General features: G+C 72.3%; 21 protein-coding genes and 1 pseudogene. 12 read left to right on the forward strand and 10 right to left on the reverse strand.

All coding sequences use genetic code 11. From position 1 onward, the window contains the following. Positions 1–78: 78 nt before the first annotated feature. From AB0M56_RS22965 to AB0M56_RS22975, 3 genes are read right to left on the reverse strand one after another with little or no spacing between them, the layout of a single operon-like run. Positions 79–777: a VOC family protein gene (locus AB0M56_RS22965; RefSeq protein ID WP_364179375.1), complete on the reverse strand. Its 699-nt coding sequence runs from the start codon at positions 775–777 to the stop codon at positions 79–81. Positions 778–835: 58 nt separating this feature from the next. After that, positions 836–1,603 carry a maleylpyruvate isomerase N-terminal domain-containing protein gene (locus tag AB0M56_RS22970; RefSeq protein ID WP_364179377.1) on the reverse strand — a complete coding sequence of 256 codons (768 nt, stop codon included), beginning with the start codon at positions 1,601–1,603 and terminating at the stop codon, positions 836–838. Beyond that, complete coding sequence (locus AB0M56_RS22975; protein WP_364179379.1) at positions 1,593–2,054, reverse strand: SAV_6107 family HEPN domain-containing protein; 462 nt, start codon at positions 2,052–2,054, stop codon at positions 1,593–1,595. Before AB0M56_RS22975 ends, AB0M56_RS22970 begins: the two co-directional genes overlap by 11 nt. A gap of 220 nt (positions 2,055–2,274) precedes the next feature. Here AB0M56_RS22975 and AB0M56_RS22980 point away from each other — a divergent pair, with 220 nt between their 5' ends. Both AB0M56_RS22980 and AB0M56_RS22985 read left to right on the forward strand, forming a co-directional pair. Beyond that, on the forward strand, positions 2,275–2,799 hold the full coding sequence (locus tag AB0M56_RS22980; RefSeq protein ID WP_364179381.1) for a YbaK/EbsC family protein: 525 nt from the start codon (positions 2,275–2,277) through the stop codon (positions 2,797–2,799). After that, entirely contained in the window at positions 2,796–3,368 is a 573-nt protein-coding gene (locus tag AB0M56_RS22985; protein ID WP_364179382.1) for a GNAT family N-acetyltransferase, read from the forward strand. Before AB0M56_RS22980 ends, AB0M56_RS22985 begins: the two co-directional genes overlap by 4 nt. Here AB0M56_RS22985 and AB0M56_RS22990 read toward each other — a convergent pair. From AB0M56_RS22990 to AB0M56_RS23000, 3 genes are all read right to left on the reverse strand, one after another. Beyond that, positions 3,307–4,221 (reverse strand): EamA family transporter, encoded by a 915-nt coding sequence (locus AB0M56_RS22990; RefSeq protein ID WP_364179384.1) that lies wholly within the window; start codon positions 4,219–4,221, stop codon positions 3,307–3,309. The two genes, AB0M56_RS22985 and AB0M56_RS22990, sit on opposite strands and share 62 nt — an antisense overlap. Before the next feature lie 316 nt (positions 4,222–4,537). Continuing rightward, positions 4,538–6,223 carry a DUF885 domain-containing protein gene (locus AB0M56_RS22995; RefSeq protein ID WP_364179386.1) on the reverse strand — a complete coding sequence of 562 codons (1,686 nt, stop codon included), beginning with the start codon at positions 6,221–6,223 and terminating at the stop codon, positions 4,538–4,540. Positions 6,224–6,265: 42 nt separating this feature from the next. Continuing rightward, complete coding sequence (locus AB0M56_RS23000; RefSeq protein WP_220238058.1) at positions 6,266–7,150, reverse strand: methylenetetrahydrofolate reductase; 885 nt, start codon at positions 7,148–7,150, stop codon at positions 6,266–6,268. A gap of 101 nt (positions 7,151–7,251) precedes the next feature. On the opposite strand from AB0M56_RS23000, the gene merB reads away from it, so the two are divergent. From merB to AB0M56_RS23025, 5 genes are all read left to right on the forward strand, one after another. Further along, positions 7,252–7,932 (forward strand): organomercurial lyase, encoded by a 681-nt coding sequence (merB, locus tag AB0M56_RS23005; RefSeq protein ID WP_364179388.1) that lies wholly within the window; start codon positions 7,252–7,254, stop codon positions 7,930–7,932. A gap of 281 nt (positions 7,933–8,213) precedes the next feature. Next, on the forward strand, positions 8,214–9,305 hold the full coding sequence (locus tag AB0M56_RS23010) for a polyprenyl synthetase family protein (protein ID WP_364179390.1): 1,092 nt from the start codon (positions 8,214–8,216) through the stop codon (positions 9,303–9,305). Continuing rightward, positions 9,302–10,780 (forward strand): phytoene desaturase family protein, encoded by a 1,479-nt coding sequence (gene crtI / locus AB0M56_RS23015; RefSeq protein WP_364179392.1) that lies wholly within the window; start codon positions 9,302–9,304, stop codon positions 10,778–10,780. The genes AB0M56_RS23010 and crtI overlap by 4 nt, the downstream gene beginning before the upstream one ends. Then, entirely contained in the window at positions 10,777–11,700 is a 924-nt protein-coding gene (locus AB0M56_RS23020) for a phytoene/squalene synthase family protein (protein WP_364179394.1), read from the forward strand. Before crtI ends, AB0M56_RS23020 begins: the two co-directional genes overlap by 4 nt. A gap of 3 nt (positions 11,701–11,703) precedes the next feature. Continuing rightward, entirely contained in the window at positions 11,704–12,492 is a 789-nt protein-coding gene (locus AB0M56_RS23025) for an LLM class F420-dependent oxidoreductase (protein WP_364179396.1), read from the forward strand. A 154-nt stretch (positions 12,493–12,646) separates the two neighbouring features. Here the strand turns inward: AB0M56_RS23025 and AB0M56_RS23030 are convergent, their stop codons facing one another. After that, entirely contained in the window at positions 12,647–13,015 is a 369-nt protein-coding gene (locus tag AB0M56_RS23030) for an Rv2175c family DNA-binding protein (RefSeq protein ID WP_354863772.1), read from the reverse strand. A gap of 103 nt (positions 13,016–13,118) precedes the next feature. Here AB0M56_RS23030 and AB0M56_RS23035 point away from each other — a divergent pair, with 103 nt between their 5' ends. From AB0M56_RS23035 to AB0M56_RS23055, 5 genes and pseudogenes are all read left to right on the forward strand, one after another. Continuing rightward, the gene (locus tag AB0M56_RS23035; protein ID WP_364179398.1) at positions 13,119–15,179 is read left to right on the forward strand and encodes a PASTA domain-containing protein; all 2,061 of its coding nucleotides are present in this window, start codon (positions 13,119–13,121) and stop codon (positions 15,177–15,179) included. Continuing rightward, positions 15,176–15,385: a hypothetical protein gene (locus tag AB0M56_RS23040; RefSeq protein WP_364179399.1), complete on the forward strand. Its 210-nt coding sequence runs from the start codon at positions 15,176–15,178 to the stop codon at positions 15,383–15,385. The genes AB0M56_RS23035 and AB0M56_RS23040 overlap by 4 nt, the downstream gene beginning before the upstream one ends. 46 nt (positions 15,386–15,431) lie before the next feature. Further along, positions 15,432–16,934 carry an SPFH domain-containing protein gene (locus tag AB0M56_RS23045; RefSeq protein ID WP_364179401.1) on the forward strand — a complete coding sequence of 501 codons (1,503 nt, stop codon included), beginning with the start codon at positions 15,432–15,434 and terminating at the stop codon, positions 16,932–16,934. A 3-nt stretch (positions 16,935–16,937) separates the two neighbouring features. Further along, a pseudogene (locus AB0M56_RS23050) lies at positions 16,938–17,552 on the forward strand (hypothetical protein); the annotation flags it as partial. A gap of 946 nt (positions 17,553–18,498) precedes the next feature. Further along, positions 18,499–19,824, forward strand: coding sequence for a wax ester/triacylglycerol synthase family O-acyltransferase (locus AB0M56_RS23055; protein WP_364179403.1), 1,326 nt, complete (start codon positions 18,499–18,501; stop codon positions 19,822–19,824). 4 nt (positions 19,825–19,828) lie between these two features. Here the strand turns inward: AB0M56_RS23055 and AB0M56_RS23060 are convergent, their stop codons facing one another. The 3 genes from AB0M56_RS23060 to AB0M56_RS23070 all read right to left on the reverse strand — a co-directional run bounded on the left by AB0M56_RS23060 (position 19,829) and on the right by AB0M56_RS23070 (position 23,751). Next, complete coding sequence (locus AB0M56_RS23060; RefSeq protein WP_220238047.1) at positions 19,829–21,220, reverse strand: class II 3-deoxy-7-phosphoheptulonate synthase; 1,392 nt, start codon at positions 21,218–21,220, stop codon at positions 19,829–19,831. 180 nt (positions 21,221–21,400) lie between these two features. Continuing rightward, positions 21,401–21,919: a ScyD/ScyE family protein gene (locus AB0M56_RS23065; RefSeq protein WP_364179405.1), complete on the reverse strand. Its 519-nt coding sequence runs from the start codon at positions 21,917–21,919 to the stop codon at positions 21,401–21,403. Positions 21,920–22,242: 323 nt separating this feature from the next. Further along, complete coding sequence (locus AB0M56_RS23070) at positions 22,243–23,751, reverse strand: glutamate synthase subunit beta (RefSeq protein WP_364179406.1); 1,509 nt, start codon at positions 23,749–23,751, stop codon at positions 22,243–22,245. Positions 23,752–23,777: the final 26 nt, after the last annotated feature.

Consider the following 23,777-nt stretch of genomic DNA (forward strand, 5'->3'; position numbering starts at 1 on the left):
GTTCGTACGCGCCGAAGCCGAACCGAAGTCCGCGCAGAAGTCCACGATCTCGCCCACCAGTGGCCGGTTGGCCGCGGGCTACACGAGCCCGCGCTGTTTTTGATCTTTTCTCCAGACCTGAGGAGTGAGCGAGTACTCGTTGCCCTCGGGATCCGTGGCGTCGGCGGGCTCGTTCGGCGCCGGCGTGCGCAGGGCGGGGCGAAGGCGGTTGCGGCCGCGTTGGGGGTCCGTCGAGAGCAGGAACTCGATCGCCGGTCCGCGAGCCGAAGGGCTGCGCAGGCCGGTGATCTCCGCGTGGGTCGACGTCACCGGCCACCCGATCAACGCCGACCAGAAGGCGGCGAGGCGGGCCGGGTCGGGGGAATCGACGACGAGCGCGGCCAGTGTGCCCGTGTCGGCGTACTCGGGCCGGGGCTCGAGTACGCAGAACTCGTTGCCCTCAGGATCGGCGAGGACGACCCAGGGCACGTCACCCTGACCGACGTCCAGGAGGCGCGCACCGAGCATCCGGGCGTGCGCGACCACCTCGCGCTGGTGGTCGAGGGTGCGGCTGGACAGGTCGAGGTGGAGCCGGTTCTTGTGCGTTTTGGCGGCCGTCTCGGAGACGAAGGCGAGGGCGAACTCGCAGCCGTCGGTGTCCGGGGGCCGTACGACCGGGCCCTCCTGGCGCCAGCCGAGCAGCGCGGCCCAGAACCCCGCGAGGGCGAGGGGCCGCGCTGCGTCGACGGTGAGGTGATCGACGGTGAAGCTGTCGACCGGCCGGCTGGGCGTGGTCATGGGCCGAAGGTAGCGGCGACCACCGACAAGAACCGGGGAAGCTTCCCCACTTTCCGGTTCAGCGGGTGGCCAGCCGCAGCAAGGCCCAGAGTTGGGCGGCCAGGTCGTGGCCGCGCGAGGAGACGACGGCGGTCGGGGCGGCGCGGCCCCACAGCCAGAGGTAGACGTTGGCCGGGTCGCCGCTCACGAGTTCGTCGGCGGACAGGGCCGCCTCGGGCGAGCAGCGCCACGCGTCCATGGTTTCGGGGCCGGCGCGGGCGATCCAGCTGTGCCCGCCCGTCCGGATGCCGACGGTGCCGTGGCGGGTGCCGGTGAGACCGAGCAGGGCGAGCTTGTGGCCGAAGTACAGGGTGAGGGCCTCGTCGACGCCGTCGGTGGCGAGGTCGGCGGGCACAGCCGGGTGGTCGACGCCTGCGGCGCGCTCGGCGTCGACGCGGTGGACGAGCGTTTCGTGGAGCGTGCGGCGGCGCCAGAAGCCGTACGTCGGATCGGCAGCCCACCAGGTGGCCGCGTGGTCGGCCGGGTCGTGGGCGGCCAGCTCGGCGATCAGTGCGTCGCGGCCCGAGGCGTAGTACTCCGCGACCGTTTCGTCTTGGTGCGGCATGCGCTGCCACTGCGCGGGCTTGTGGCCCTCGCGCAGCCAGCCGAGGGTGACGCGGTGGACGCTGCCGACATGGCGCAGCAGCTCCCCCAGCGTCCAGCCGGGGGCCGTGGGCACCGGCGCCTCGGCCGACGCCGCGTGCGCCACCTCCCCCAGCACCCGCGCTTCGATCTCCAGCGCTTCGAGCAACCGGCCGTGGTCGACCGGACCGAGCTCACGCGACATGGGCTTCGCCGGAGATGGGCAGGCCGTGGATCAGCCGGCGGACCAGCTCGAGGAACAGGCCGGTGGCGCGCAGCAGGCTCGCGGCCGACTCGGCCGTGACCTTTCCGGTGATGCCGGCTTCGGCGGCCGCGCGCGTGGCCGAGTTGGCCGCGAAGAAGGCAGACCACTCCTGCAGCTCCGGCGCCACGGCGTCGAGCAGCACCCAGCCGCTGGCCGGACGACCACGGCCCCGGCGCGGCCGCCCGCGCACGGCGAGCACCGCCGCCGCACCGCGCAGAGCCGAGAGGTAGGCGCCGATGAACCGCTCGGCGGGATCACGTTCGTTTTCGGCGTCGGCCAGACCGCGCTTGGCCTGGGCGAGCAGGGTGGCCGCCGCCGGGGGTGCCGGCGGGCGCAGCGACAGGGGCAGCTGGGGCTGCCCGGGGTCAGGGGACACGACCGAGACGGACATGACGACCCTCCTCCCGCTCGGGCGAGTCCGGCAGGTGCCCGGCCGCGGGGCGCTTCCCCCGCCCCTCGCCGGACACCTGCCGGTGAACACTCACCGGATGTCGAACGTCTGTTCGAACGATTTCCAGAGTAACCCCCGGTGCCGTGTTCTCTCAACCCCGCCGGTGGAATCCGGGGACGTGGTGCGGGACACGGTGCCGTCGGCGTGGTCTCATAACCGGATGAGCTCCCCCGACCATCCCGCCGTCGCCAAGGTCACAGCCGCTCTGAGCGAAGCCGGCCAGCAGGCCGCCGCCGAGGGTGTGCGCGTGTTGCCGGCCGAGGTCCGCACCGCGGCCCAGGCCGCCCAAGCGCTCGGGGTCGAGGTCGGCGCGATCGCCAACAGCCTCGTGTTCCGCGCCCGCACGGCCGGCGGCGAGGAGACGGCCCTGCTCGCCCTCACCTCCGGCGCGCACCGAGCCGACCCGGCCCGCCTGGCCGCGCTCGCCGGCCTCGCCGAGGTGGGCGAAGCCGATGCGGACTTCGTGCGTGCGCACACCGGCCAGCCCATCGGCGGCGTCGCCCCCGTCGGGCACCCCCGGCGGCTCGTGACGCTCGTGGACACAGCCCTGCGCGCGTACGACGAGGTGTGGGCCGCGGCCGGGCACCCGAAGTCGGTGTTCCCGACGACGTTCGACGGGCTCGTCGAGCTGACCGGGGGCACCCCGGGCGCGCTCGCGGCGGGAGTGGAGGATGGACAGCCGTGACCGCCATGTCCTCCGGGTGTTCCCGATACGTGCAGTTGTCCGCGGACGAGTTCCGCACCCGCCTGCCCGAAGCCCTGGCCATCTACGTGAAGGCCATGCAGTACCCCGAAGGCACGGCCGAGCAGCGCGCGCCGATGTGGCTCACCCACGCGTTGCGCGAGGGCTGGCGCTGCATGGCCGCCCTCGACGCCGACGACGTGCTGCTCGGCCTCGCCTACGGGTACAAGGGCCGCGCCGGGCAGTGGTGGCACGAGCAGGTGCGCCACGGCCTCACCCGCCGCTCCGGCCCCGAGGAGGCCGAGCGGTGGATGAGCGACTACTTCGAGCTCACCGAGATCCACGTGCGCCCCGAGAGTCAGGGCAAGCAGATCGGCGAGGACCTGCTGCGCCGGCTGCTCGACGGCGTTCCGAACGCCCACGTGCTGCTGTCCACGCCCGAAGGCACCAGCCGGGCTTGGAAGCTGTACCGGCGCACCGGATTCGCCGACGTGCTGCGCGACTACCAGTTCACGGGCGACCCGCGTCCGTTCGCGATCCTCGGCCGTCCGCTGCCGCTCGACCCGAAGTAGGTTCCGGGCGCCAGTAGCCGACGGCCAGCGCCGCGGTCAGGAGAGCCGCGCCGCCCCAGGCCTGCGGGCTCAGGTGATCGTGGAGGAAGGCGACGGACAGGATCGTCGCCGTGAGCGGTTCGAGCAGCGCCGAAAGCGCGCCGAGCACGGGGTGGGCCGTGGTGAGGCCCTTGAAGTACGCGGCGTACGCCAGCGCTGTCGGCACGACGCCGAAGTAGACGGCGACGAGCAGCACGTCGGGCCGGGCGGGCAGCGCCATGCCCAGCGCGAGGGCGGCCGGGGTGAGCAGGAGGCCGCCGGTGAGGCAGCCGTACGCGGTGGTGGCCAGGGGGTCGTCGACCGGGCGGGTGGTGAGGACGGCGAACCCGGCGGCCGCGGCGAGAGCCAGGACGATGGCGGCGTTCGACGTTTCGGTGTGCGGCTCCCAGGACAGCAGCACCAGGCCGATCAGCGAGCCGACGACCGACAGCACGGTCCAGGACCGCGGTGCCCGGCGCGTCCGGATCGCCGTGGCGATGGTGAGCATGACGGGCGCGGCGCCGATGGTGGTCATGGTCGCCGTGGCGACCGACCCGAGCGCGACGGCGGCGAAGTAGGTCGTCTGGAAGAACGCGAACAACGCGCCGACGACGAGCACGCGCTTGATTTGCGTGCGGGTCCGCGGGATCCCCTTGCCGGACACCGCGATCGCCGCTGCACCCCCCAGCAGCAACCGATACGCGGCGACGGCCAGCGGGTGCAACCCGGCGAGCTGCCCGAGCAACGACCCGGCCAACCCCCCGGTCCCCCACAGCACCCCGGCGACGACGAGCGCGACCGACCCGCGGGCGCGCTCGGACAGGACAACAGACATGGACAACGCTCCAGCGTCGAAGGATTTCGGACATCGACGACGCGGGGCGGTTTTCGTGCGGTTTTTGTGCAGCACCGACCGGCCGCGGGGTCCGGCGGCGGACTCACGCGGCGGAAACCACCCCGCTCAGAGCGAGGGGGGTGGGGTGACGAGGAAGATCCGGTGCACGGGCGGGAGTTTAGGGGGTAGGCGGTGGTGGGGCGATGGGTTTTGGGGTGGAGGAAGGGAAGACGGCGCTTGAAGTCGCCCGGACACGGTGAAGCCCTCCACCGCCACGCAAGGCGCTGGAGGGCTTCACCAAGCCGAACCGGAAAACTCAGTTCAGCAAAGCCAGCTGCTCTCGCAACGTGTCCAGCCCCATCCCGCCCATCTCCAGCGCCCGCGTGTGGAACTGCTTGATGTCGAACGCGTCCCCCAGCCGCCGGCGAGCGTCGTCGCGGGCGGCGAGCCAGAGGCGTTCGCCGAGTTTGTACGCGGGGGCCTGGCCGGGCCAGCCGAGATAGCGGTCGATCTCGTCGCGGACGTGGGCCTGGTCGGTGATGGTGCGCGTGAGCAGGAACTCCAGGCCGAGGTCCGGGGTCCAGCGCGAGCCCTCGTGGAAGCCCGTGCCGCGCGGGATTTCGAGTTCCAAGTGCATGCCGAGGTCGACGACCACGCGGGCGGCTCGGAACAGCTGTTCCGAAAGCATCCCCAGCAGGTTGCCGTCGTCCGACAAGTAGCCGAGTTCCTGCATGAGGCGCTCGGAATACAGTGCCCAGCCTTCGCCGTGGGCGGAGATGAACGTCATCAGCCGCTGGTACTTGTTGAGCGACGCGGCCTGGTTGACGGCGGTCGCGATCTGCAGGTGGTGGCCCGGCACGCCCTCGTGGTACACAGTGGACACTTCGCGCCAGGTGGTGAACTCGTCCTTGTCCGCCGGCAGCGACCACCACATCCGCCCCGGACGGGTGAAGTCCTCGCTCGGCCCGGTGTAGTACGCGCCGACGCCGCCGCCCGGCGGGGCGATGCGGCACTCCAGCGCCATGAGCCGGTCGGGGATGTCGAAGTGCTTGCCGCGCAAGGACTTCAGGGCCTCGTCGGACAGCGACTGCATCCAGGCCTCGAACTGCGGACGCCCGTGCACGCGGTAGCGCGGGTCGGCGTCGAGCACCTCGGCGGCTTCCGCGGCGGACGCGCCCGGACGGATCCGCTCGGCCACCGAGCGCATCTCGGTGTCGATGCGGGCGAACTCGTGCCAGCCCCACTCGTACGCCTCGCGCAGATCCAGCTCGGCACCGATGAAGTAGCGCGACCACAGCCGGTAGACGTCCTCGCCCACGGCGTCCTTGGCCGGGGCCCTCGGCGCGAGCTCGGCGCGCAGGAAGCCCGCGAACTCCGCGAACGCCTCGTCGGCCGCGCGGGCGCCCGCCCGCAGGTCGCCGGACAACGCAGCACCCACCTCGCCGGCGCTGCCCACGAGGCCGGTGAAGAAGCTCGGCCCCTCGCCGAGGCCGGCGTAGGTCTCGCACTGCTCGGCGACCTTGCCCACCTGCCGCAGCGCCGACACACGCCCCGCGTCGGCCGCGGTCAGCAGCGAAGCGCGCACCCCCGCGAGCGCGTCGGGCACCTTCTTCAGGCGGGCCGCGATGTCGGCCCACTGCTCGGGCGTGTCCATCGGCATCAGGTCGAACACCATGCGCAGGTCCTGCACCGGGCTCGCGATCACGTTCAGCGCGGCGACGTCGAGGCCGGCGTCGTGGATCTCCACGTCCAGGCCCACGCGCTCGGTGAACACCGCTTTCGCGACCCGCTCTCCCGCGTCGGCCGGCTCGGCGGCGGTGACCTCCGCGAGAGCCTTCGCCGCGAGCGCGGCCCGGGCCGCGTGGCCGGCGGGCGAGTAGTCGGTGAGCTGGTCGTCGTACCCGGCGACGCCGAGCATGGTGGCCGCGACCGGGTCCACGGCCGCGTAGTCGTCGACGTACCGGTCGGAAATCCCGTGCACGCTGTGTTCGGTGGAAGCCATGGGCCGAACCGTACCGGCCAAGGCCCTGCCTGGGGTACGGACTTACGCGCGCGCCGGCACGAGCCCGAGGCGCGTCACCACCTCGCGCGTGGCCTTGGACCGGTTGAACGTGTAGAAGTGCAGGTCCGGCACACCTTCGGCGATCAGTTTCTCACCCAGTTCGGTGACGGCGTCGATCCCGGCCGCGCGGAACGCCTTCGGGTCGTCCGAAAGCGGCTCCAACCGGTCGAGCAGCCGCTGCGACGCGGGCGCCCCGGAGAGCTTGATCGTGGTGTGCAGGGTGCGCAGCGTGGTCAGCGGCATGATGCCGGGCAGCACCAGCGCGTCGCAGCCCGCGGCGGCCACGCGATCGCGCAGCCGGAGGAAGTCCTCGGCCTCGAAGAACAGCTGTGCGATGGCGAAATCGGCCCCGGCGCGGAACTTCCGCACGAGGTACTTGGTGTCCGACTCCAGATCCGGCGAACGCGGGTGGCCGTAGGGGAACGCCGACACGCCGACGCAGAAGTCGCCCAGCGAGCGGATGAGTTCCACCAGCTCCTCGGCGTACGTCAGGCCTTCGGGGTGGGGCACCCAGTCTCCGTAGACCTCGCCGGCCGGGTCACCGCGCAGCGCGAGGATGTTGCGCACGCCGACGGCCGCGTACCAGCCGATCACGTTGCGCAGCTCCGATACCGAGTGGTCGACCGCGGTCAGGTGCGCCATCGGGCAGAGCGTGGTCTCGGTGGCGACGCGGGCGATGCTGCGGATCGTGCCGTCGCGGCTCGAGCCGCCCGCGCCGTAGGTGATCGACATGTACGCCGGGTCGAACGGCTCGAGCTCCCGGATGGAGCGCCACAGCACAGCCTCGTCGGCCTCGTCGCGGGGCGGGAAGAACTCGATGGAGAACCGGGGCCCGTCCCCCTGCAACCGCTCGATCACCGACGTCATGAACGGACATGTTAGTGGGCGAAACCGGACGCTGGGAGCCCCGGCGCGTGGCCTTGGCCACGGGTACCGTCGGACTCGCACCCTCCGGCGAGGAGCCAGTCATGAGCCGCGAAGACGACACCGCCTGGGACGAAGACGTGCGAGTGGCCGTGTACCGGGCCTTCGCCACCCACGGACGCCCGCCCACGGCGCCGGAGCTGGCCGACGCGGCGCACGGTTCACTCGCCGTGGCCAAGCAAGCGCTGCACCGCCTGGCCGACGCCCGCCACCTGGTCCTCGACGAGTGCGAGCACGTGGTGCTGGCGCACCCGTTCGCGGCGATCCCGCTGGGTTTCTCCGTGATGGGCGAGCGCACATTGTGGTGGGGCGGCTGCGCATGGGACTCGTTCGCGATCCCGCACCTCGTGCGCGCCGAGCCCGAAGTACTCGTCGCCACGCGCTGCCCGTGCTGCACCGAGCCCACGGCCCTCGTCGTGAGCCGCGAAGCGCCGCCGGACGGCCCGCAGGTCTCGCATTTCCCCGTGCCGACGGCCCGGATGTGGGACGACGTGCGCCACACGTGTTCCGTGCAGCGCCTGTTCTGCGGCGAGTCCTGTGTGGACGAATGGACCGAGCGCACGGGCATGGCGAAGGGCGCCGTGCTCGACCTCCCGGCCTTGTGGCAGCTGGCCGAGGGTTGGTACGCCGGACGGCTGGAATACGGCTACCAGCGCCGCGAACCGGCCGAAGCCGCCGCGTACTTCGCCGCCGCCGGGCTGCCCGGCGAGTTCTGGACCGGCTGAGCGGGCCCGACGTCGCGGCGGGCCACCCGCTCGACCGGGTGAGCCGAGACCGCGGGCGGTTTCCGGCCGCGCTCGCGGGCCCCGGAGACCCGGCATCGCTTCGGCGGGCGGGACCCGGCGGCCGACGCCCACCACCAGGACGACGCCAGGCCGGGCGGGCCTGAACACCCGCGGGCCCACCGTGACCGGCGCGCGGGCGGTCAGCCGCATCCGGCGTCTCGTGCGCCACATCGGGGGCACCCGGCGCGACCGGCCGGGCCCGCGCCCCGGATGATGGCGGCATGGACGCGCCCGGTTTCGACGACGATCTGCCTGCCCACGTCGAGCGTGCGCTGACCGCGTTCCTCGACCGTGCGGGCGACGAGATCGTGCGCACGGAGCCGAGTGTCGCGGCGGGCATCGACGTGCTGTCGGGCTTCGTGCTGTGCGGTGGCAAGCGCATCCGGCCGACGTTCGCGTGGTGGGGCTGGCGCGGAGCCGGCGGCGCGGCTTCCGGGGAAGCCGCCGAGGGCGCGCTGCAGGTCGTGGCGAGCCTCGAGCTGATCCAGGCGTGCGCGCTGATCCACGACGACCTCATCGACTCCTCCGACTCGCGCCGCGGCAACCCGACCGTGCACGTGGCCTCGGCCAAGGTGCACGCCGACCACGGCTGGCTGGGTTCGCCCGCGACGTTCGGGCTGGCCACGGCGGTGCTCGTCGGCGACCTCGCGCTCGCGTGGGCCGACGACATGTTCGCCGAGGCCCCGCTTCCCGCCGAGACGCTGGCGAAGGCCCGCCCGGCCTGGCGAGCCATGCGCACGGAGGTGCTGGCCGGGCAGTACCTCGACGTCCGCACGCAGGCCGTCGGCGACGCGTCGCCCGAGGCCGCGCTGCGCATCGACCGGCTGAAGACCGCCGCCTACACCGTGCAGCGCCCGCTGCACCTGGGCGCCGCCCTCGCGGGGGCCGACGACCGGCTCGTCGACACGCTGCTCGAGTTCGGCGGCGACGTCGGCGTGGCGTTCCAGCTGCGCGACGACCTGCTCGGCGTGTTCGGCGACCCGTCCGTGACCGGCAAGCCCGCGGGCGACGACCTGCGCGAGGGCAAACGCACCCTGCTCGTGGCCCTGGGCCTGCAGCTGGCCGACGAGCGGGGCGACCGCACCGCCGCCAAGGTGATCGCCGGCGCCATCGGCAAGGCCGACCTGTCCGACACGGCCGTGGACGCCGTGCGCGAAGCCCTGACCGGCGTCGGCGCCGTCGACGCCGTGGAGCACCGCATCGACGGCCTCACCGCCTCGGCGATGGCCGCCCTCGAGCGCGCGCACCTGGCCGAGCCGGCTCCGGCCGCGCTGGCCGACCTCGTCGGCAAGGCGACGCGGCGGACCTCGTGACCAAGACCGTCTCCGGGCCCACCGACCACGTGGTGGTGGTCGGAGCGGGTCTGGCCGGCCTTTCGGCGTCGCTGCACCTGCTCGGCGCGGGCCGCCGCGTGACACTGCTGGAACAGGGCAAGGTGCCAGGCGGGCGCGCCGGGCAGCAGGACTTCGGCGCCAACGCCGTGGACACCGGCGCGAGCGTGCTGACCATGCCGGAACTGGTGGACGAGGCGCTGCACGCCGTCGGCGAATCGCTGGCGGACACGCTGCCGCTCACCCGCCTCGACCCCGCCTACCACGCCCGCTTCGCCGACGGCAGCACGCTTGCGCTGCGTACCGACGGCGAGGCGATGGAAGCCGAGATCCGCGCGTTCGCCGGCCCCGCCGAAGCCGCCGGTTATCGCGCACTGCGGCGCTGGCTCACCGACCTGTACGCGGCGCAGAAGGACCACTTCATCGGCGCCAACTTCGATTCACCGCTCGACCTCGCGCGCCCGGAGCTGGTGAAGCTCGCTGCGCTGGGCGGGTTCGGGCGGCTCGGCCCGAAAATCGCCCGGTTCCTGCGCGACGAACGCGTGCGCCGGCTGTTCTCCTTCCAGGCGCTCTACGCGGGGCTGGACCCGGCGCGGGCGCTCGGCGCGTACGGCGTGATCGCGTACATGGACACCGTCGGCGGCGTCTACTACCCGCACGGCGGCATGGGCGCGGTCGCGCGCGCGATGGCCGCGGCCGCCGCGAAAGCGGGCGCCGACCTGCGTTTCGGTACCGAAGCGGCGTGGCTGGAACGGGTGTCGTCGCGGGTGCGGGCCGTGCGCACGCGCTCGGGCGAGCGGATCGAGTGCGACGCGGTGGTGCTCGCCACCGAGCTCGGCACCGCGTACCGGCTGCTGGGCGCCCGGCCCAACCGCGTGCTTCCGTTGCGCTACTCGCCTTCGGCCGTGGTCCTGCACGGGCGCGCGAAACGGTCGTGGCCGCAGCTCGGGCACCACACGATCTTCTTCGGCCGCGCCTGGGACCGGACGTTCGCCGAGATCGTGCGCGAGGGTCGGCTGATGAGCGATCCTTCGCTGCTCGTCACGCGTCCCACCGCGACGGAACCGGGGCTGGCGGGCGACGGCGGCGAAATCGTGTCGGTGCTCGCGCCCGCGCCGAACCTGCGCCGCGGGCGCATCGACTGGCCGCGCGTCGGCCCCGCCTATCGCGCGGAACTGCTGCGCACGCTGGAATCGCGCGGGCTCACGGGGTTCGCCGACGAGTTCACCGTCGACGAGGTCGTGACCCCCGCCGACTGGGCCGCACGCGGAATGTCCGCGGGCACACCGTTCTCGCTCGCCCACACGTTCGCCCAGACCGGCCCGTTCCGGCCCGCCAACCTCGTGCGGGCCGCGGGCAACGTGGTGCTCGCTGGCTGCGGCACCACCCCCGGCGTCGGCATCCCGCCGGTGCTCATCTCCGGACGTCTCGCCGCGGAAAGGATCACCGGCCGGTGACAGAACTGGACGCCGCCGGCATCTCGGACCCCGGCCTGCGCGCCGCGTACACCGAATGCCGCCGCATCAACGCCCACCACGGCCGCACGTTCTTCCTCGCCACCCGGCTCCTGCCGGCGCGCGCCCGGCCGGCCGCGCACGCGCTGTACGGCTTCGCGCGCATGGCCGACGAGCTCGTGGACAACCCCGAACCCGGCACCGATCCCAAGGCGGCGCTGGACGAAGTGGCCGGGATGGTCGACGAGGTCTACGAAGGCGGCGCGCCCGCCGATCCGGTGCCGGCCGCGCTCGCCGACACCGTGCGCCGCTACGGCATCCGGCGTGAGCTCGTGGACGCGTTCCTGCACTCGATGCGGATGGACCTCACCGTCACCGAGTACGCCACCTACGCGGATCTGGCGGAGTACGTCCACGGTTCGGCGTGCGTGATCGGGCTGCAGATGCTGCCGGTGTTCGGCACCGTCGTTCCCTTGGCGGAAGCCGAACCCAGCGCCGCGGCGCTCGGGGAAGCGTTCCAGCTGACGAATTTCTTACGGGACATCGGTGAAGACCTCGACCGCGGCCGGCTTTACCTTCCCGTTGAAGAACTTTCGGTGTTCCGCGTGGATCGCGAACTGCTGGTGGAAACGCGCCGGCGCGGGCTGCCCGACCCGCGCGTGCGGCGCGCGCTCGCCGTCGCGGTGTCGCGCGCCCGCGCGGTGTACCGGCGCGCCGAAGCCGGAATTCCGTTGCTGCGTCCCGAATCCCGGCCCTGTGTGCGCACGGCGATCACGCTGTACGAAGGCATCCTCGACGAGATCGAGGCGCTGGACTACGACGTGCTCAACCGGCGCGCGGTCGTCGGCAAGGGCCGCCGGCTGGCCGTGGCTCTGCCGCGGCTGCTCACTGTGTGGGCCCGCGGCCGCGTGCGTAGGCTCTGAGCCATGACTTCCGCTTCGAACCGGCGTCTGCGAGTCGGGCTCCAGCTCCAGCCGCAGCACGCCGACTACGACACCATCCGCCGCACCGCCTCGGCGGCCGAGGACATCGGCGCCGACATCGTCTTCAACTGGGACCACTTCTACCCGCTCTACGGCGATCCCGACGGCATGCACTTCGAGTGCTGGACCATGCTCGGCGCCTGGGCGGAGTCGACGTCCCGCGTCGAGATCGGCGCGCTGGTGACGTGCAACAGCTACCGCAACCCGGAGCTGCTCGCGGACATGGCCCGCACCGTCGACCACATCTCGGGCGGCCGGCTCATCCTCGGCATCGGCTCGGGCTGGTTCGAGAAGGACTACGACGAGTACGGCTACGAGTTCGGCACCGCCGGCGGGCGCCTCGACAACCTCGCCGAGTCGCTGCCGCGCATCGAATCCCGCCTGGGCAAGCTGAACCCGGCGCCGACGCGCAAGATCCCCGTGCTCATCGGCGGTGGCGGCGAGAAGAAGACCCTCAAGCTCGTGGCCAAGCACGCCGACATCTGGCACGGCTTCGGCGATCCGGAGGTCGTCGAGCGCAAGGTGAAGATCCTTGACCAGCACTGCGCGGATCTCGGCCGCGACCCGCTCGAGATCGAGCGCTCCTGCGGTGTGCAGGGCGACCCGGACGAGCTCGGCCCGAAGCTCGTCGAGCTGGGCGTGAGCACGTTCACCGTGGGCGTCGGCGGTCCCGACTACGACCTCACGGCCCTCAAGAACTGGGTCGCCTGGCGCGACAAGCAAAACGGCTGACGCACGAAGTTCCCCGAAGGCCTCCTCGCGCGAGCGGGGAGGCCTTCGGGCGTTTCGGACAGAAGTTTCGGACAGCGGACACGGCGGCCGTCGGCAGGCCGTGATCGATCACCCCGCGTGGTCGGACCGGCGCGGAGCGAATCAGGCGAAAAGCCTAGAAAGCCATGGCCTGGGCGCGCCGCTTCACCTCGGTGCCGTGGCTCGTCCGCAGCGCGTTGACGGGTGTCATGCCCGGCAGCGTGTCGTCGGCCGCGAAGAGCCAGCGCAGCATCTCGGTGCGGCTGAACCCCGAGTCCGCGAGCACCGTGATGGTGCCCGCCAGGCCCTTGACCACTCCGTCTTTGACGAAGAAGTCGCTGGGCACGCACAGGTCGCCTTTGCGGCGCACGGCGATCAGATGACCGTCGCGCAGCATCTGGCGCACTTTGTTGGACGAGATCCCGAGCACGGCCGCCACCTGATTCAGGGGAAGGACGGTGACAGCGGAGTCGAGGACGTCATCGGCGACAGGAATCCCACTCACACGTGACACTGTGCCACATTCGGCCGGTTTCCCGACTGGTACGCACGGGTGACCCGCCGCCTCACCTCACCCGCGCGGGCGTGGTTCCGTACGATAACCAGCCGTGACACGCACGCACCCCAGCCTCGTCGGCACGCTGCTCGAACGCCGCTACCGCGTGGACAGGCTGCTCGCCCAGGGCGGGATGTCGTCGGTCTACCGGGGGATGGACACCCGGCTGGACCGCGCGGTCGCGATCAAGATCATGGATCCCCGCTTCGCCGACGACCGCTCGTTCGTGGACCGTTTCGTGCGCGAAGCGCGTTCGGCCGCCCAGTTGCACCACCCGAACGTGGTGGCCGTGCACGACCAGGGCTTCGACGTCCCGCCCGGCGAGGACGCGGGGCTCGCCTTCCTCGTGATGGAGCTCGTGGACGGCGGGACGCTGCGCGACCTGCTGTCCGAGCAGGGCAAGCTCGACGTCGCGCTCGCGCTGAGCATCGCCGAGCCCGTGCTGTCGGCTCTGGCCGCCGCGCACGCCGCCGGGCTGGTGCACCGCGACGTGAAGCCCGAGAACGTGCTCATCGGCCGCAGCAGCGGCGCCCTGTCGGGCGGCGTGGTCAAGGTCGGCGACTTCGGCCTGGTGCGCGCGGTCGCCAGCGCGGGCACCACGAGCTCGAGCGTCATCCTGGGCACCGTCGCCTACCTCTCGCCCGAGCAGGTCACCACGGGCGTCACGGGCGCCCGCGGCGACGTGTACTCGGCCGGGATCCTGCTGTACGAGATGCTCACCGGCCAGGCGCCCTACACCGGCGACACGGCCCTGTCGGTCGCCTACCGGCACGTGAACGACGACGTGCCGCGCCCCGGCGAGCTGCGGCCGGACCTGCCGCCCGCGCTCGACGACCTCATCCTGCGCGCCACCCGCCGCGACTCCGAGCTGCGCCCGGCCGACGCCGGCGTGTTCCTGGCCGAGCTGCAGGCCGTGCGCGCGGAGCTGGGCCTGCCGGTCGTTCCCGTGCCCGTGCCCCCGCCGCCGGACGGCGACCGCATGTCCGACACCGAGCGCACCATGCCGCGCATCCCGGTGACCGAGCAGACGATGCCGGTCTCGGGTCCGCAGGGCACGCGCGCACTGACCCGGGCGGTCCCGGCCGGGCCGCCGCCGTCGCCGCCCACGGGCCAGCCGATGCCGACGCAGCAGGTCGCGGTGCCCCCGCCGGCCACCCCGCCTCCGCCGCGTCGCCCGCGTCCGCCGGCCGACGAGCCGAAACCGCGGGACCGGCGGAAGATGTTCGCCCTGATCGCGGTGGGCGTGCTCGTGCTGGGCGGGCTGATCGGGGCGTTCGCGTTCATCCTCAGCGAGTCGGCGCCCACCACGTCGGCCGTGCCGAAGCTCGTGGGCCTGACGCAGGCCGAGGCCGGCGACAAGCTGCGCGCGGCGAACCTGACGCCGCAGTACAGCCAGGAGTTCAGCAACACCGTGCCGGCCAACACCGTGGTCAAGGTGACGCCGGCCGAGGGCACGCAGCTGGAGAAAGACGCCAACGTCTCCGTCGTCGTGTCCAAGGGCAAGCCGGTGGTGCCCAACATCCAGGTCGGCACCTCGCTGGCCGACGCGACGAAGGCGATCCAGGGCCAGCAGCTCACCGTCACGCAGGGCACACCGGCGTTCAGCGACACCGCGCCCCAGGGCACCGTCGTGAGCGTGAGCCCCGCGGCCGGCACGCCGGTGAACATCGGCGGCCAGGTCACCGTGGTCCTGTCGAAGGGTCCGGAACCGCTCCCGCCGGTGCCCGACGTCACGGGCCGGCCGAAGGACGAGGCGTTCCAGCTGCTGCAGCAGGCCGGCTTCCAGCCGGTGGACGGCGGCGAGGAGTTCTCGCAGACGATTCCGGCCGGCGGCGTCACCCGGACGGACCCGCCGGCGAACTCGCCGGGCAGCAAGCAGGTGAGGGTCTTCGTCTCCAACGCCGTGCAGGTGCCCGACGTGCGGTTCAAACAGTTCGACGAGGCCGAGCAGATCCTCAAGCAGGCCGGGCTCGATGTCGACAAGCAGGGGGGCGGTGGTGGCCGCGGCCACGGTGGCGGCGGCGGCTTCAACTTCGTCTTCCAGCAGGACCCGCAGCCGGGTTCGCTGGTGCCGAAGGGCACGAAGGTGAAAATCCGGGGCTTCGGCGGATGATCGGCAACCGAGGCCGCGTCACGGGCGCCGTCGGCCCCGGCCTGATCGGAGAGGTGCTGCTCAGCGTCCGCGGCGGCACCGAGGCCTTCTACGCCTACGCGGCCGACCCCGAAGTGAGCTTCCCGAGCGGCACTCAGGTCCTTGTGGTGGATTTCGAACCCCCGCGGACGGTTTACGTTGAACGGTGGCAACCGCTGAAGCCTTAGCGGCGTCGAAGAGCTACCAACAACCGAAATCGGGCTGCGAGGGGTTATGGAAATCTGGCTCATCGTCGCGATCGCGGTGATAGCCGTGATCGTGCTCTTCGGGCTTCTGCGAATCCTGTACAAGGTCGCGGAGCCGAACGAAGCGCTCATCATCTCCGGGTGGGGGATCCGGGTGGAGCGCACCGAGACCGCCGACAGCCTCGGGTTCAAGATCGTGACCGGCCGGGGTGTCAACGTGATTCCCGGCTTCCAGACCGCGCGACGGCTCTCGCTCGACACACGCGGCGTCAACCTGCAGGTGTCCTGCGTGACCAAGCAGGGCCTGCCCGTGACCGTGCGCGCGGTGGTCATCTACAAGGTGGGCGACGACTACGCCTCCATCGCCAACGCCGCCCGCCGCTTCCTCGACCAGCAGAAGGGCATGAACGACACCATCCACGAGCTGTTCTCGGGCCACCTGCGCTCGATCGTGGGCGGGCTGACCATCGAGGAGATGATCCACAACCGCGACGCGTTGACCGGCGAGGTCCGCCAGTCGTCGGCCACGGAGATGATCAAGCTGGGCCTGATCGTCGACTCGCTGCAGATCCAGGAGATCGACGACGAGTCCGGCTACATCCTCAACCTCGGCAAGCCGCACGCCGCGGCCATCGCGGCCGCGGCCCGCATCGCCGAGGCGCAACGCGACCAGGAGGCCACGCAGGCCGAGCAGGTCGCCGCCGCGCAGAACGCGGGCGCGATGCGGGAGAGCCAGATCAAGCAGGCCGGCTACCAAGCCGAGGTCGACCAGGCCAAGGCGAAGGCGAGCCAGTCGGGCCCGCTGGCCGAGGCGACGGCGCGGCAGGAGGTCGTGGTCCAGGAGACGCGGGCGGCCGAGCTGGAGGCCGCGCTGGCCGAGCAGCGGCTGCAGTCGCAGGTCCGCAAGCCGGCCGACGCGAAGGCGTACGAGACGCGCACGACGGCCGACGCCGACCGCGACGCCCAGATCGCCCGCGCGCAGGCCGAGGCGAAGGAGACCGAGCTGCGGGCCGCGGCCGACGCGACGCGGGTGAAGACGGCCGCCGAGGCGGAGGCGCAGGCCACGAAGGCCCGGGCCGAGGCGTCGGCGGGGGCCACGCGCGCCACCGGTGAGGCCGAGGCGGCGGCCGCCCAGGCTCGCGGTCTGGCGGAGGCGCAGGCCGCGAAGGCGCGGGGTCTCGCGGAGGCCGAGTCGGCCCGGGCTCGCGGTCTGGCGGAGGCCGAGTCCATCAAGGCGCGGGCGGCGGCACTGGCGGAGAACCAGGAAGCTGTGGTAGCACAACAGCTGGCCGAACGTTGGCCGGAAATCGTCGAGGCCGGCGCGCAGGCGTTCGGTAACGTCGACCACATGGTGGTCCTGAACGGCGCGGACGGGATGTCGGACATGTTCACCAAGGCGTTGTCGCTCGGCGGAACGGGCCTCGGCCTGGCCCGCCAGCTGATGGACGCCATGGGCAGCCCCTCGAAGCCCTCGGCCGCCACGGGCTCGGAGCAGGCGCTGTCGAACGGCGACCTCTCCCCGCGCGAGTAGCCCATGAGCTTCTTCACGGACGGTCCTCGTGAACGCCCCCTGTTCCCCGTGCGGGAGCAGGAGCTGTTCGGCTACGAGGGCCGTCCGTGGATGGGCCCGCCGAACGACCACATCGTCCCGGCGCTCCTGCCGTGGGCGCGGCCGCTCGGCCGTTCCGAACGCACGATCGTCGCCCTGCGCGGCATCGAAGTCTGGCCGGAAGCCCTGACGCTGCGTCTGGCGGTGTACTCGCGCGACAGCCTGCAGGAGGGCCGCAGCGGCTCCCTCATCGACCACCGGCGGATCCCGGACTACAACGCGCTGCTCGTCGGCGTGCTGTACCCCGACGGGAGCCGCGGCAGCTCCGAATCGATCTCGGTACCGTCCGCTTCGGAGCCCGCGCAGCCGGTCCTGCGCGCCGTGGGTGGCGGCGGGACGCAGTTCCACCTGGACCACCAGATCTTCGTGTGGCCGTTGCCGGGGGACGGGCCGTTCACGCTGGTGATCCAGTGGCTCGACCGGGACATCAAGGAAACGCACACGGAGCTGGACGGCGCGGCGATTCGGGCGGCGGCGGCCGACGCCGGGGAGTTGTGGCCGGGGCTGCCGAAACGGCCGGGTCACGGGGTGAGGTTGCGGCACACGGGGGTGTCGGGTGAGGCTGCTCCTTCGGCTTCGGCGGACGAAGGTGTCCCGCCGGTGCGGTCAGCCGGGTCCGCCGGGTCGCTGCCGCGCCTTGCCGGCACCGGTTCCGACAGCGGCGAACCCCTTCCCCGCCGCGACGCTGCCGCACCTGGCGAGCCCTTCCCCAACCGCAACGCCTTCGGCGCTGCCGAGGGCCGGGGCCCGGCAGCCGCACCCCGCGCCGCCGGCCCCACCTCCAGCGGCGGTTTCGGCAGTGTGGCGACCACCCAGCCCGTGACCGCACCCGGCGAGCCTTCGCCTCCGCGGTCTCCCTCGGTGCTGCTCCCACACTTGGCCGAAGCGTCTCTGCTCCCCCGCCACAACGTCGCCCTCGGTCCCGACCGCCCGGCGCCGCGTCCACCGGGCACGGCCGCGCCCCTCCCCCGACGCACCCCCAGCACCCGCGCCGACAGCACGCCCACCGCACACCCTCCGGCCGGCCTCGCCGCGCTGCTGGCGCAGTCCGCACTCCCGCCGGCGGCGTCCGAGCAGCCACCGCAGTCACTCGGCGAGCCCGCACCGCTTCCCCCACGCAGCACCGACGTCGGCGACAGCCCCACGATCGCGCTGGCCATTCCCGAAACAGCCGAGCCGCTGCCGCAACCGGCACCGCGCACGGCCGGTGAAGGCTCGCCACTCCCCCAGCCGTCCCAGCCGCCACCCCCGGCCGCCGAAGCGCCCACCGTGGCGCACCCCCTGCCGTTGCCGCAGCCGTCCCGGCCCGCGAAGGAGGAGAAGCCGGCACGGGGAGGGTGGGTGCGGCGCTGGGGTGCGCGTGACCCGGGTGAGTGAAACCGCGGGTCGTTAGCGCCCGCGAAACACGGTGACCACCCTCCTGTCATGTCAAGGTGGTGTCGTGGGGCGCAGCCCACCCCTGCCCTGCCGCACGAGGACGGTCGAGATGGTTCGTACCCCGCTCAGCCCGCTCGACGTCGCGTTCCTGTGCCTGGAAAGCGAAACCGCGCCAATGCACATGGGTGCGGTACTGGTGTTCACCTCTCGCGGGCGAGCCGACGGCGCGGAGCTCGCGGCGCTGCTGGTGTCGCGCGCGGAGAAAATGCCGCAGCTGCGCCGAAAAACGCGGACCGAGCTGTTTCCGCCCGGTTCCGCGACTTGGTCGGATGATCCGGATTTTGTTGCGGCGCAACACATCCACCACCACGAGCTGAGCACGCTGTACGACCCCGATCCGCTCACGGACTTCGCCGCGCGGTGGATCGCCGAGCCGCTCGACACAAGCCGTCCGTTGTGGGATCTGACCGTGGTGACCGGGCTGCCCCAGGGTGGTTTCGCGGTGCTGCTCAAGTTGCACCACGCCCTCACCGACGGTGAAGGCGCGTACGCGGTGACCGTCGGCCTGCTCGACGGCCTGGCCGTCGCGGACCGCACCCTCGCCCGCGCGTCCGGGCCGGCGCCGATCCCGCGGCCGCGTTCGGCGCTGCACAGCGTGAAAGACAGCGTGAAAGGCACCCTCGCGCACGCCGGGGAGACGGCCGGGATCGCGACCTCGCTCGTCCGCGCGGCGCGGCCGCTCCTGTCACCCGTGTCGGCGCCCGCGTCGGCCGAGCGTCGCCTGGGGTTCGTGCGGCTGCCCACCGCCGACATCCGCCGCATTCGCCGCGCGCACGGCGGCACCGGCAACGACGTCGTGCTCGCCGTGCTGGCCGGGGCGCTGCGCGAGTGGCTGGTCAACCGCGGCAAACGCGCCGACGGGCGCACGCTGCGGGCCCTGATCCCGGTGAGCGTGCGCGGCCGGTCGGGGGGCCAGGTCGGCGGCAACAAACTGTCCGGCTACCTGTGCGACCTGCCGATCGGCGAGGACGACCCCGTCGAGCGCCTGAACCTGGTGCGCCGCGCGATGACCCGTAACAAGGCCGGCGGCCCGGCCCGCGGCGCCGGCGCGTTTCCGCTGCTCGCCGACCGCGTTCCCACGGTCCTGCACCGCCTCGGCACGAAAACGGCCGGGCTGGCCGCGCCGCTGCTGTTCGACCTGGTCGTGACCACCGTGCCGCTGCCGGCCGCCCGCCTCACCCTCGCGGGCGCGCCGCTGGCGCAGGTGTACCCGTTCGTGCCGCTGGCCCCGCGCCACGCCGTGGGCATCGCCGTCGCCACCTACCGCGACGGCGTCCACATCGGACTCCAGGCGAACGCCGAGGCCGTCCCTGACCTCGGCGGCCTGCGCGACGCGGTCCTGAAGTCCACCGCGGCGCTGTTGAACACCGTTTAGGGACTCAGCCCCGCAGCATCTCCGCCACGAGGAACGCCAGCTCGAGCGACTGCTGCGTGTTCAGCCGCGGGTCGCAGGCGGTTTCGTAGCGGCCGGAGAGGTCGACGTCGGAGATCTCCTGGGCGCCGCCGAGGCATTCGGTGACGTCTTCGCCCGTGAGTTCCACGTGGATGCCGCCCGGGTAGGTGCCGAGCTTGTGGTGCACCTCGAAGAAGCCCTGCACCTCATCGACGATGCGGTCGAAGTGGCGGGTCTTGTAGCCGGTGGACGACTCGTGCGTGTTGCCGTGCATCGGGTCGCACTGCCAGATGACCTTGTGGCCCGAGGCCTCGACCTTCTCGACGATCGCGGGCAGCACCTCGCGGACCTTGCCGTTGCCCATGCGGGAGATGAGCGTGAGCCGGCCTTCTTCGTGGCGCGGGTCGAGGCGCTCGACGTACTCCAGCGCCTGCTCGGGCGTGGTCGTGGGGCCGATCTTGAGGCCGATCGGGTTGGACAGCAGCTCCGCGAATGCGATGTGCGCGCCGTCGAGCTGGCGGGTGCGCTCGCCGATCCAGAGGAAGTGCGAGGACAGGTTGTACAGCTTGGGGTTGGCCGCGTCGGCGTTGTCCAGGCGCAGCAGGGCGCGCTCGTAGTCGAGCAGCAGGGCCTCGTGGCTGGCGAAGATCTCGGTCGACTGCAGCGACGTGTCGGTGACGCCGCAGGCATTCATGAACCGCAGGCCGCGGTCGATCTCGTTGGCCAGCGCCTCGAAGCGCTGCGCCGCCGGGGAGGCCGACACGAAGTCCTTGTTCCAGTCGTGCACCTGGTGCAGGTCGGCCATGCCGGCGCCGGTGAGGGCGCGGACCAGGTTCATGGCGGCACCCGCGTTGGCGTACGCGCGGATCATGCGGCCCGGGTCGGGCACGCGCAGCTCGGGCTTGGGCACCAGCGAGTTGATGATGTCGCCGCGGTACACGGGCAGGCCCAGCGCGTCGGTGGCCGCCGAACGGGGCTTGGCGTACTGGCCGGCGATGCGGCCCATCTTCACCACGGGCAGGCTCGCGCCGTAGGTGAGGACCACCGCCATCTGCAGCAACGTGCGCAGGTTGGCGCGGATGTGGGGCTCGGTGTTGGACTCGAACGTCTCGGCGCAGTCGCCGCCCTGCAGCAGGAAGGCCTCGCCGCGCGCGACCATCGCGAGCCGGCTCTGCAGCCGGTCGATCTCGGCGGGCACGGTGATCGGCGGCACGCTCTCCAGCACGCCCCGGACGCGCTTGGCCAGCTCGACGTCAGGCCACTCGGGCTGCTGGGCGGCGGGCAGGGCCAGGGCCGCGTCGAGGCGCGAACGCAGCTCGGGCGGAAGCGGCGGGAGCTCGGGAAGCGTGTCGACGGGAACGTCCACTGTCCAGTTCACGGCTCCCAGGATAAGGTTCGCCGCCCGCGCGGTTCCGGGAGGGCGGTGCGGGTCACACGTCCGGTTCGTCCGGGCAGGTACAGCGCGAAGGGCCGCCGCGGCGAGAAATCTGCTTCACGTTTCGCTCGCCGCCGAGGGCGGGCGCCGGAGAAGGGGGACCCGTCCGCCCGGAGCCGGGCCTCAATTGCGCACCGTCAGCTTCTCGATCGAGCCGGATGGCTTGCCGGTACCCGGCGACGTGCCGTGGTTGACGATGTACACGTCGTCGCCGTCGATCGCCAGGCCGGTGGCCTGGGCCAGTCCGGCGGACGCGAGCACGGTCTTCTTGCCGTTCTTCTCGATCCGCGTCAGCACGCCGTCCGAGGGCGGCGCGGCGATGCCGTCCTCGGCGAAGGTCACCACGAGCAGCCGGCCTTTGCGGTCGAACGCCAGGTCGGTGAGCGCGATGAGACCATCGGCGTAGATCGTCGGCGAGCGACCCGGCACGACGCGCCTGACGCGCGCGACGCCGACGCCCACGCCGACGCTGCTGAGCTCGGACACGTACAGCGCGCCGTCGGGACCCACGACCACGGACGTCGGCACGGACTGCATCGGGACCTTCGTACCCGGCGGCAGACCCAGCGCGGGCGGCGCGGGCGCCATCTTGACCGGGAACACGGCCAGCACGCTGATCTTGCCGCGGCCGACCTGCTTCACCTTGCCGTCGTGGATGGTCAGGTGCCGCGGGGCTGCTCAGGCCCATGGCCACGGTCTTCGAACCGGTCGACGCGGCGCTCACGACACCAAAAGTCTCGGCTTGAAAAACCGAATAAAGGGGGAGTGCGAAAAAACGACACCACAGAGCGCGAACTGCCGCTCCCGGTGACCGGTCCACTCTCGACGGTCAGCGGAAACCACCGTGTGTGCCGGGAAGTTCACCCGCGCGAGGGCGCCGGTGAAAAACAGGCCCCCAGCGCGCCATTGCGCTGGGGGCCTGCCGAACGTGGGGCCCGCAGAACGTGGGCCCGGAGAACGGCGGGTCAGACCACCGCGAGCGGCAACGCCGTCGGGTGCACCGGGGACGGCAGGTCCGAGTCGCCCATGAGGAACGCGTCCACGGCGTTGGCCACGGATCGCCCCTCGGCGATGGCCCACACCACCAGCGACGCGCCGCGGTGGGCGTCGCCGCAGACGAACACGCCCGGCGTCGCGGTCTGCCAGTCGGCGCCGCACGACAAAGTGCCGCGCCGCGTCAGGGAAAGGCCGAGACCGTCGAGCAGCGGCATCCGCTCCACGCCCTCGAAGCCGATCGCCAGCAGCACCAGGTCGGCGGGCAGCACCTCGACCTCGTCGCTGGTCGGCACGACCTCGCGCCGGCCCGTCTCCGGGTCCTTCACCACGCGGACCTGCTGCAGCTCAAGGGCCTTGACCTGGCCGGCGCCATCGTCGACGAACCGCTTCACGGCCACGGCGAACTTGCGCTCGCCGGCCTCCTCGTGCGCCGGGTAGGTGCGCAGGATGTAGGGCCACGTCGGCCACGGCGAGCGGTCGTCGTCGCGGCTCGTCGGCGGCACGGGGTACTGGTCCAGCTGCGTCACCGACAGCGCGCCCTGACGGGTGGCCGTGCCGTAGGAGTCGGCGCCGGTGTCTCCACCGCCGATCACGACCACGTGCTTGCCGGCCGCGTCGATCGGCGACGGGCCGTCGCCCTCCACGAACCGATTGGCGGGCACGAGGTGCTCCATCGCGAGGTGGATACCGCGCAGCTCCCGGCCCGGCGTGGTCTGGTCGTCGCGACCGCGCAGCGCGCCCACGGCAAGCACCACGGCGTCGTACTGCTCGCGCAGGTCCTCCACCGTCAGGTCCACGCCGACCTCGCAGCCGGTGACGAACCGCGTGCCTTCCTTGCGCAGCTGCGCGAGGCGCCGGTCGAGGACCTTCTTCTCCATCTTGAACTCGGGGATGCCGTAGCGCAGCAGGCCGCCGAGGCGGTCGTCGCGCTCGAACACCGTGACCTCGTGGCCCGCGCGGGTGAGCTGCTGCGCGGCGGCGAGCCCGGCCGGCCCGGAGCCGACCACGGCGACGCGGCGGCCCGAGGACACCTCCGACACCTGCGGCTGCACGTACCCGGATTCCCACGACTGGTCGGCGATCGTCGCCTCCACCCGCTTGATGGCCACCGGCCCGCCCGACAGCGGCGAGATCGCCAGCACGCAGCCGGCCTCGCACGGCGCCGGGCACAGCTTGCCGGTGAACTCGGGGAAGTTGTTGGTGGCGTGCAGCCGGTCGCTCGCCGCGGCCCAGTCGCCGCGGCGGACGAGGTCGTTCCACTCCGGGATCAGGTTGCCGAGCGGGCAACCCGAGCCGCCGGAGTGACAGAACGGGATACCGCAGTCCATGCAGCGCGAGGCCTGCGTGCGCACGGTTTCGTTGCGCTCCGCCGGTTCGACGTCGGCGTAGACCTCGCCCCAGGAAGCGAGACGGTCCTCTTTGGACCTCTTCTTCGGCTCTTCGCGCCGGTACTTCATGAAACCCGTCGGGTCAGCCACGAGCGGCCTCTGTTTCCCGCGGGATA

It is taken from the genome of Amycolatopsis sp. NPDC051372, assembly GCF_040682095.1.
In the GTDB taxonomy this organism is placed as follows: Bacteria; Actinomycetota; Actinomycetes; order Mycobacteriales; family Pseudonocardiaceae; genus Amycolatopsis.

Excerpts from the sequence above, each read along its gene's own strand:
- AB0M56_RS22965 (WP_364179375.1), bottom strand. The coding sequence starts at position 777 with ATGACCACGCCCAGCCGGCCGGTCGACAGCTTCACCGTCGATCACCTC.
- AB0M56_RS23045 (WP_364179401.1), top strand. The coding sequence starts at position 15,432 with ATGGAAATCTGGCTCATCGTCGCGATCGCGGTGATAGCCGTGATCGTG.
- AB0M56_RS23000 (WP_220238058.1), bottom strand. The coding sequence starts at position 7,150 with ATGACGTCGGTGATCGAGCGGTTGCAGGGGGACGGGCCCCGGTTCTCC.
- AB0M56_RS22980 (WP_364179381.1), top strand. The coding sequence starts at position 2,275 with ATGAGCTCCCCCGACCATCCCGCCGTCGCCAAGGTCACAGCCGCTCTG.
- AB0M56_RS23055 (WP_364179403.1), top strand. The coding sequence starts at position 18,499 with ATGGTTCGTACCCCGCTCAGCCCGCTCGACGTCGCGTTCCTGTGCCTG.
- AB0M56_RS23040 (WP_364179399.1), top strand. The coding sequence starts at position 15,176 with ATGATCGGCAACCGAGGCCGCGTCACGGGCGCCGTCGGCCCCGGCCTG.
- AB0M56_RS22995 (WP_364179386.1), bottom strand. The coding sequence starts at position 6,223 with ATGGCTTCCACCGAACACAGCGTGCACGGGATTTCCGACCGGTACGTC.
- AB0M56_RS22970 (WP_364179377.1), bottom strand. The coding sequence starts at position 1,603 with ATGTCGCGTGAGCTCGGTCCGGTCGACCACGGCCGGTTGCTCGAAGCG.
- AB0M56_RS22990 (WP_364179384.1), bottom strand. The coding sequence starts at position 4,221 with ATGTCTGTTGTCCTGTCCGAGCGCGCCCGCGGGTCGGTCGCGCTCGTC.
- AB0M56_RS22975 (WP_364179379.1), bottom strand. The coding sequence starts at position 2,054 with ATGTCCGTCTCGGTCGTGTCCCCTGACCCCGGGCAGCCCCAGCTGCCC.
- merB (WP_364179388.1), top strand. The coding sequence starts at position 7,252 with ATGAGCCGCGAAGACGACACCGCCTGGGACGAAGACGTGCGAGTGGCC.
- AB0M56_RS23025 (WP_364179396.1), top strand. The coding sequence starts at position 11,704 with ATGACTTCCGCTTCGAACCGGCGTCTGCGAGTCGGGCTCCAGCTCCAG.
- AB0M56_RS23010 (WP_364179390.1), top strand. The coding sequence starts at position 8,214 with ATGGACGCGCCCGGTTTCGACGACGATCTGCCTGCCCACGTCGAGCGT.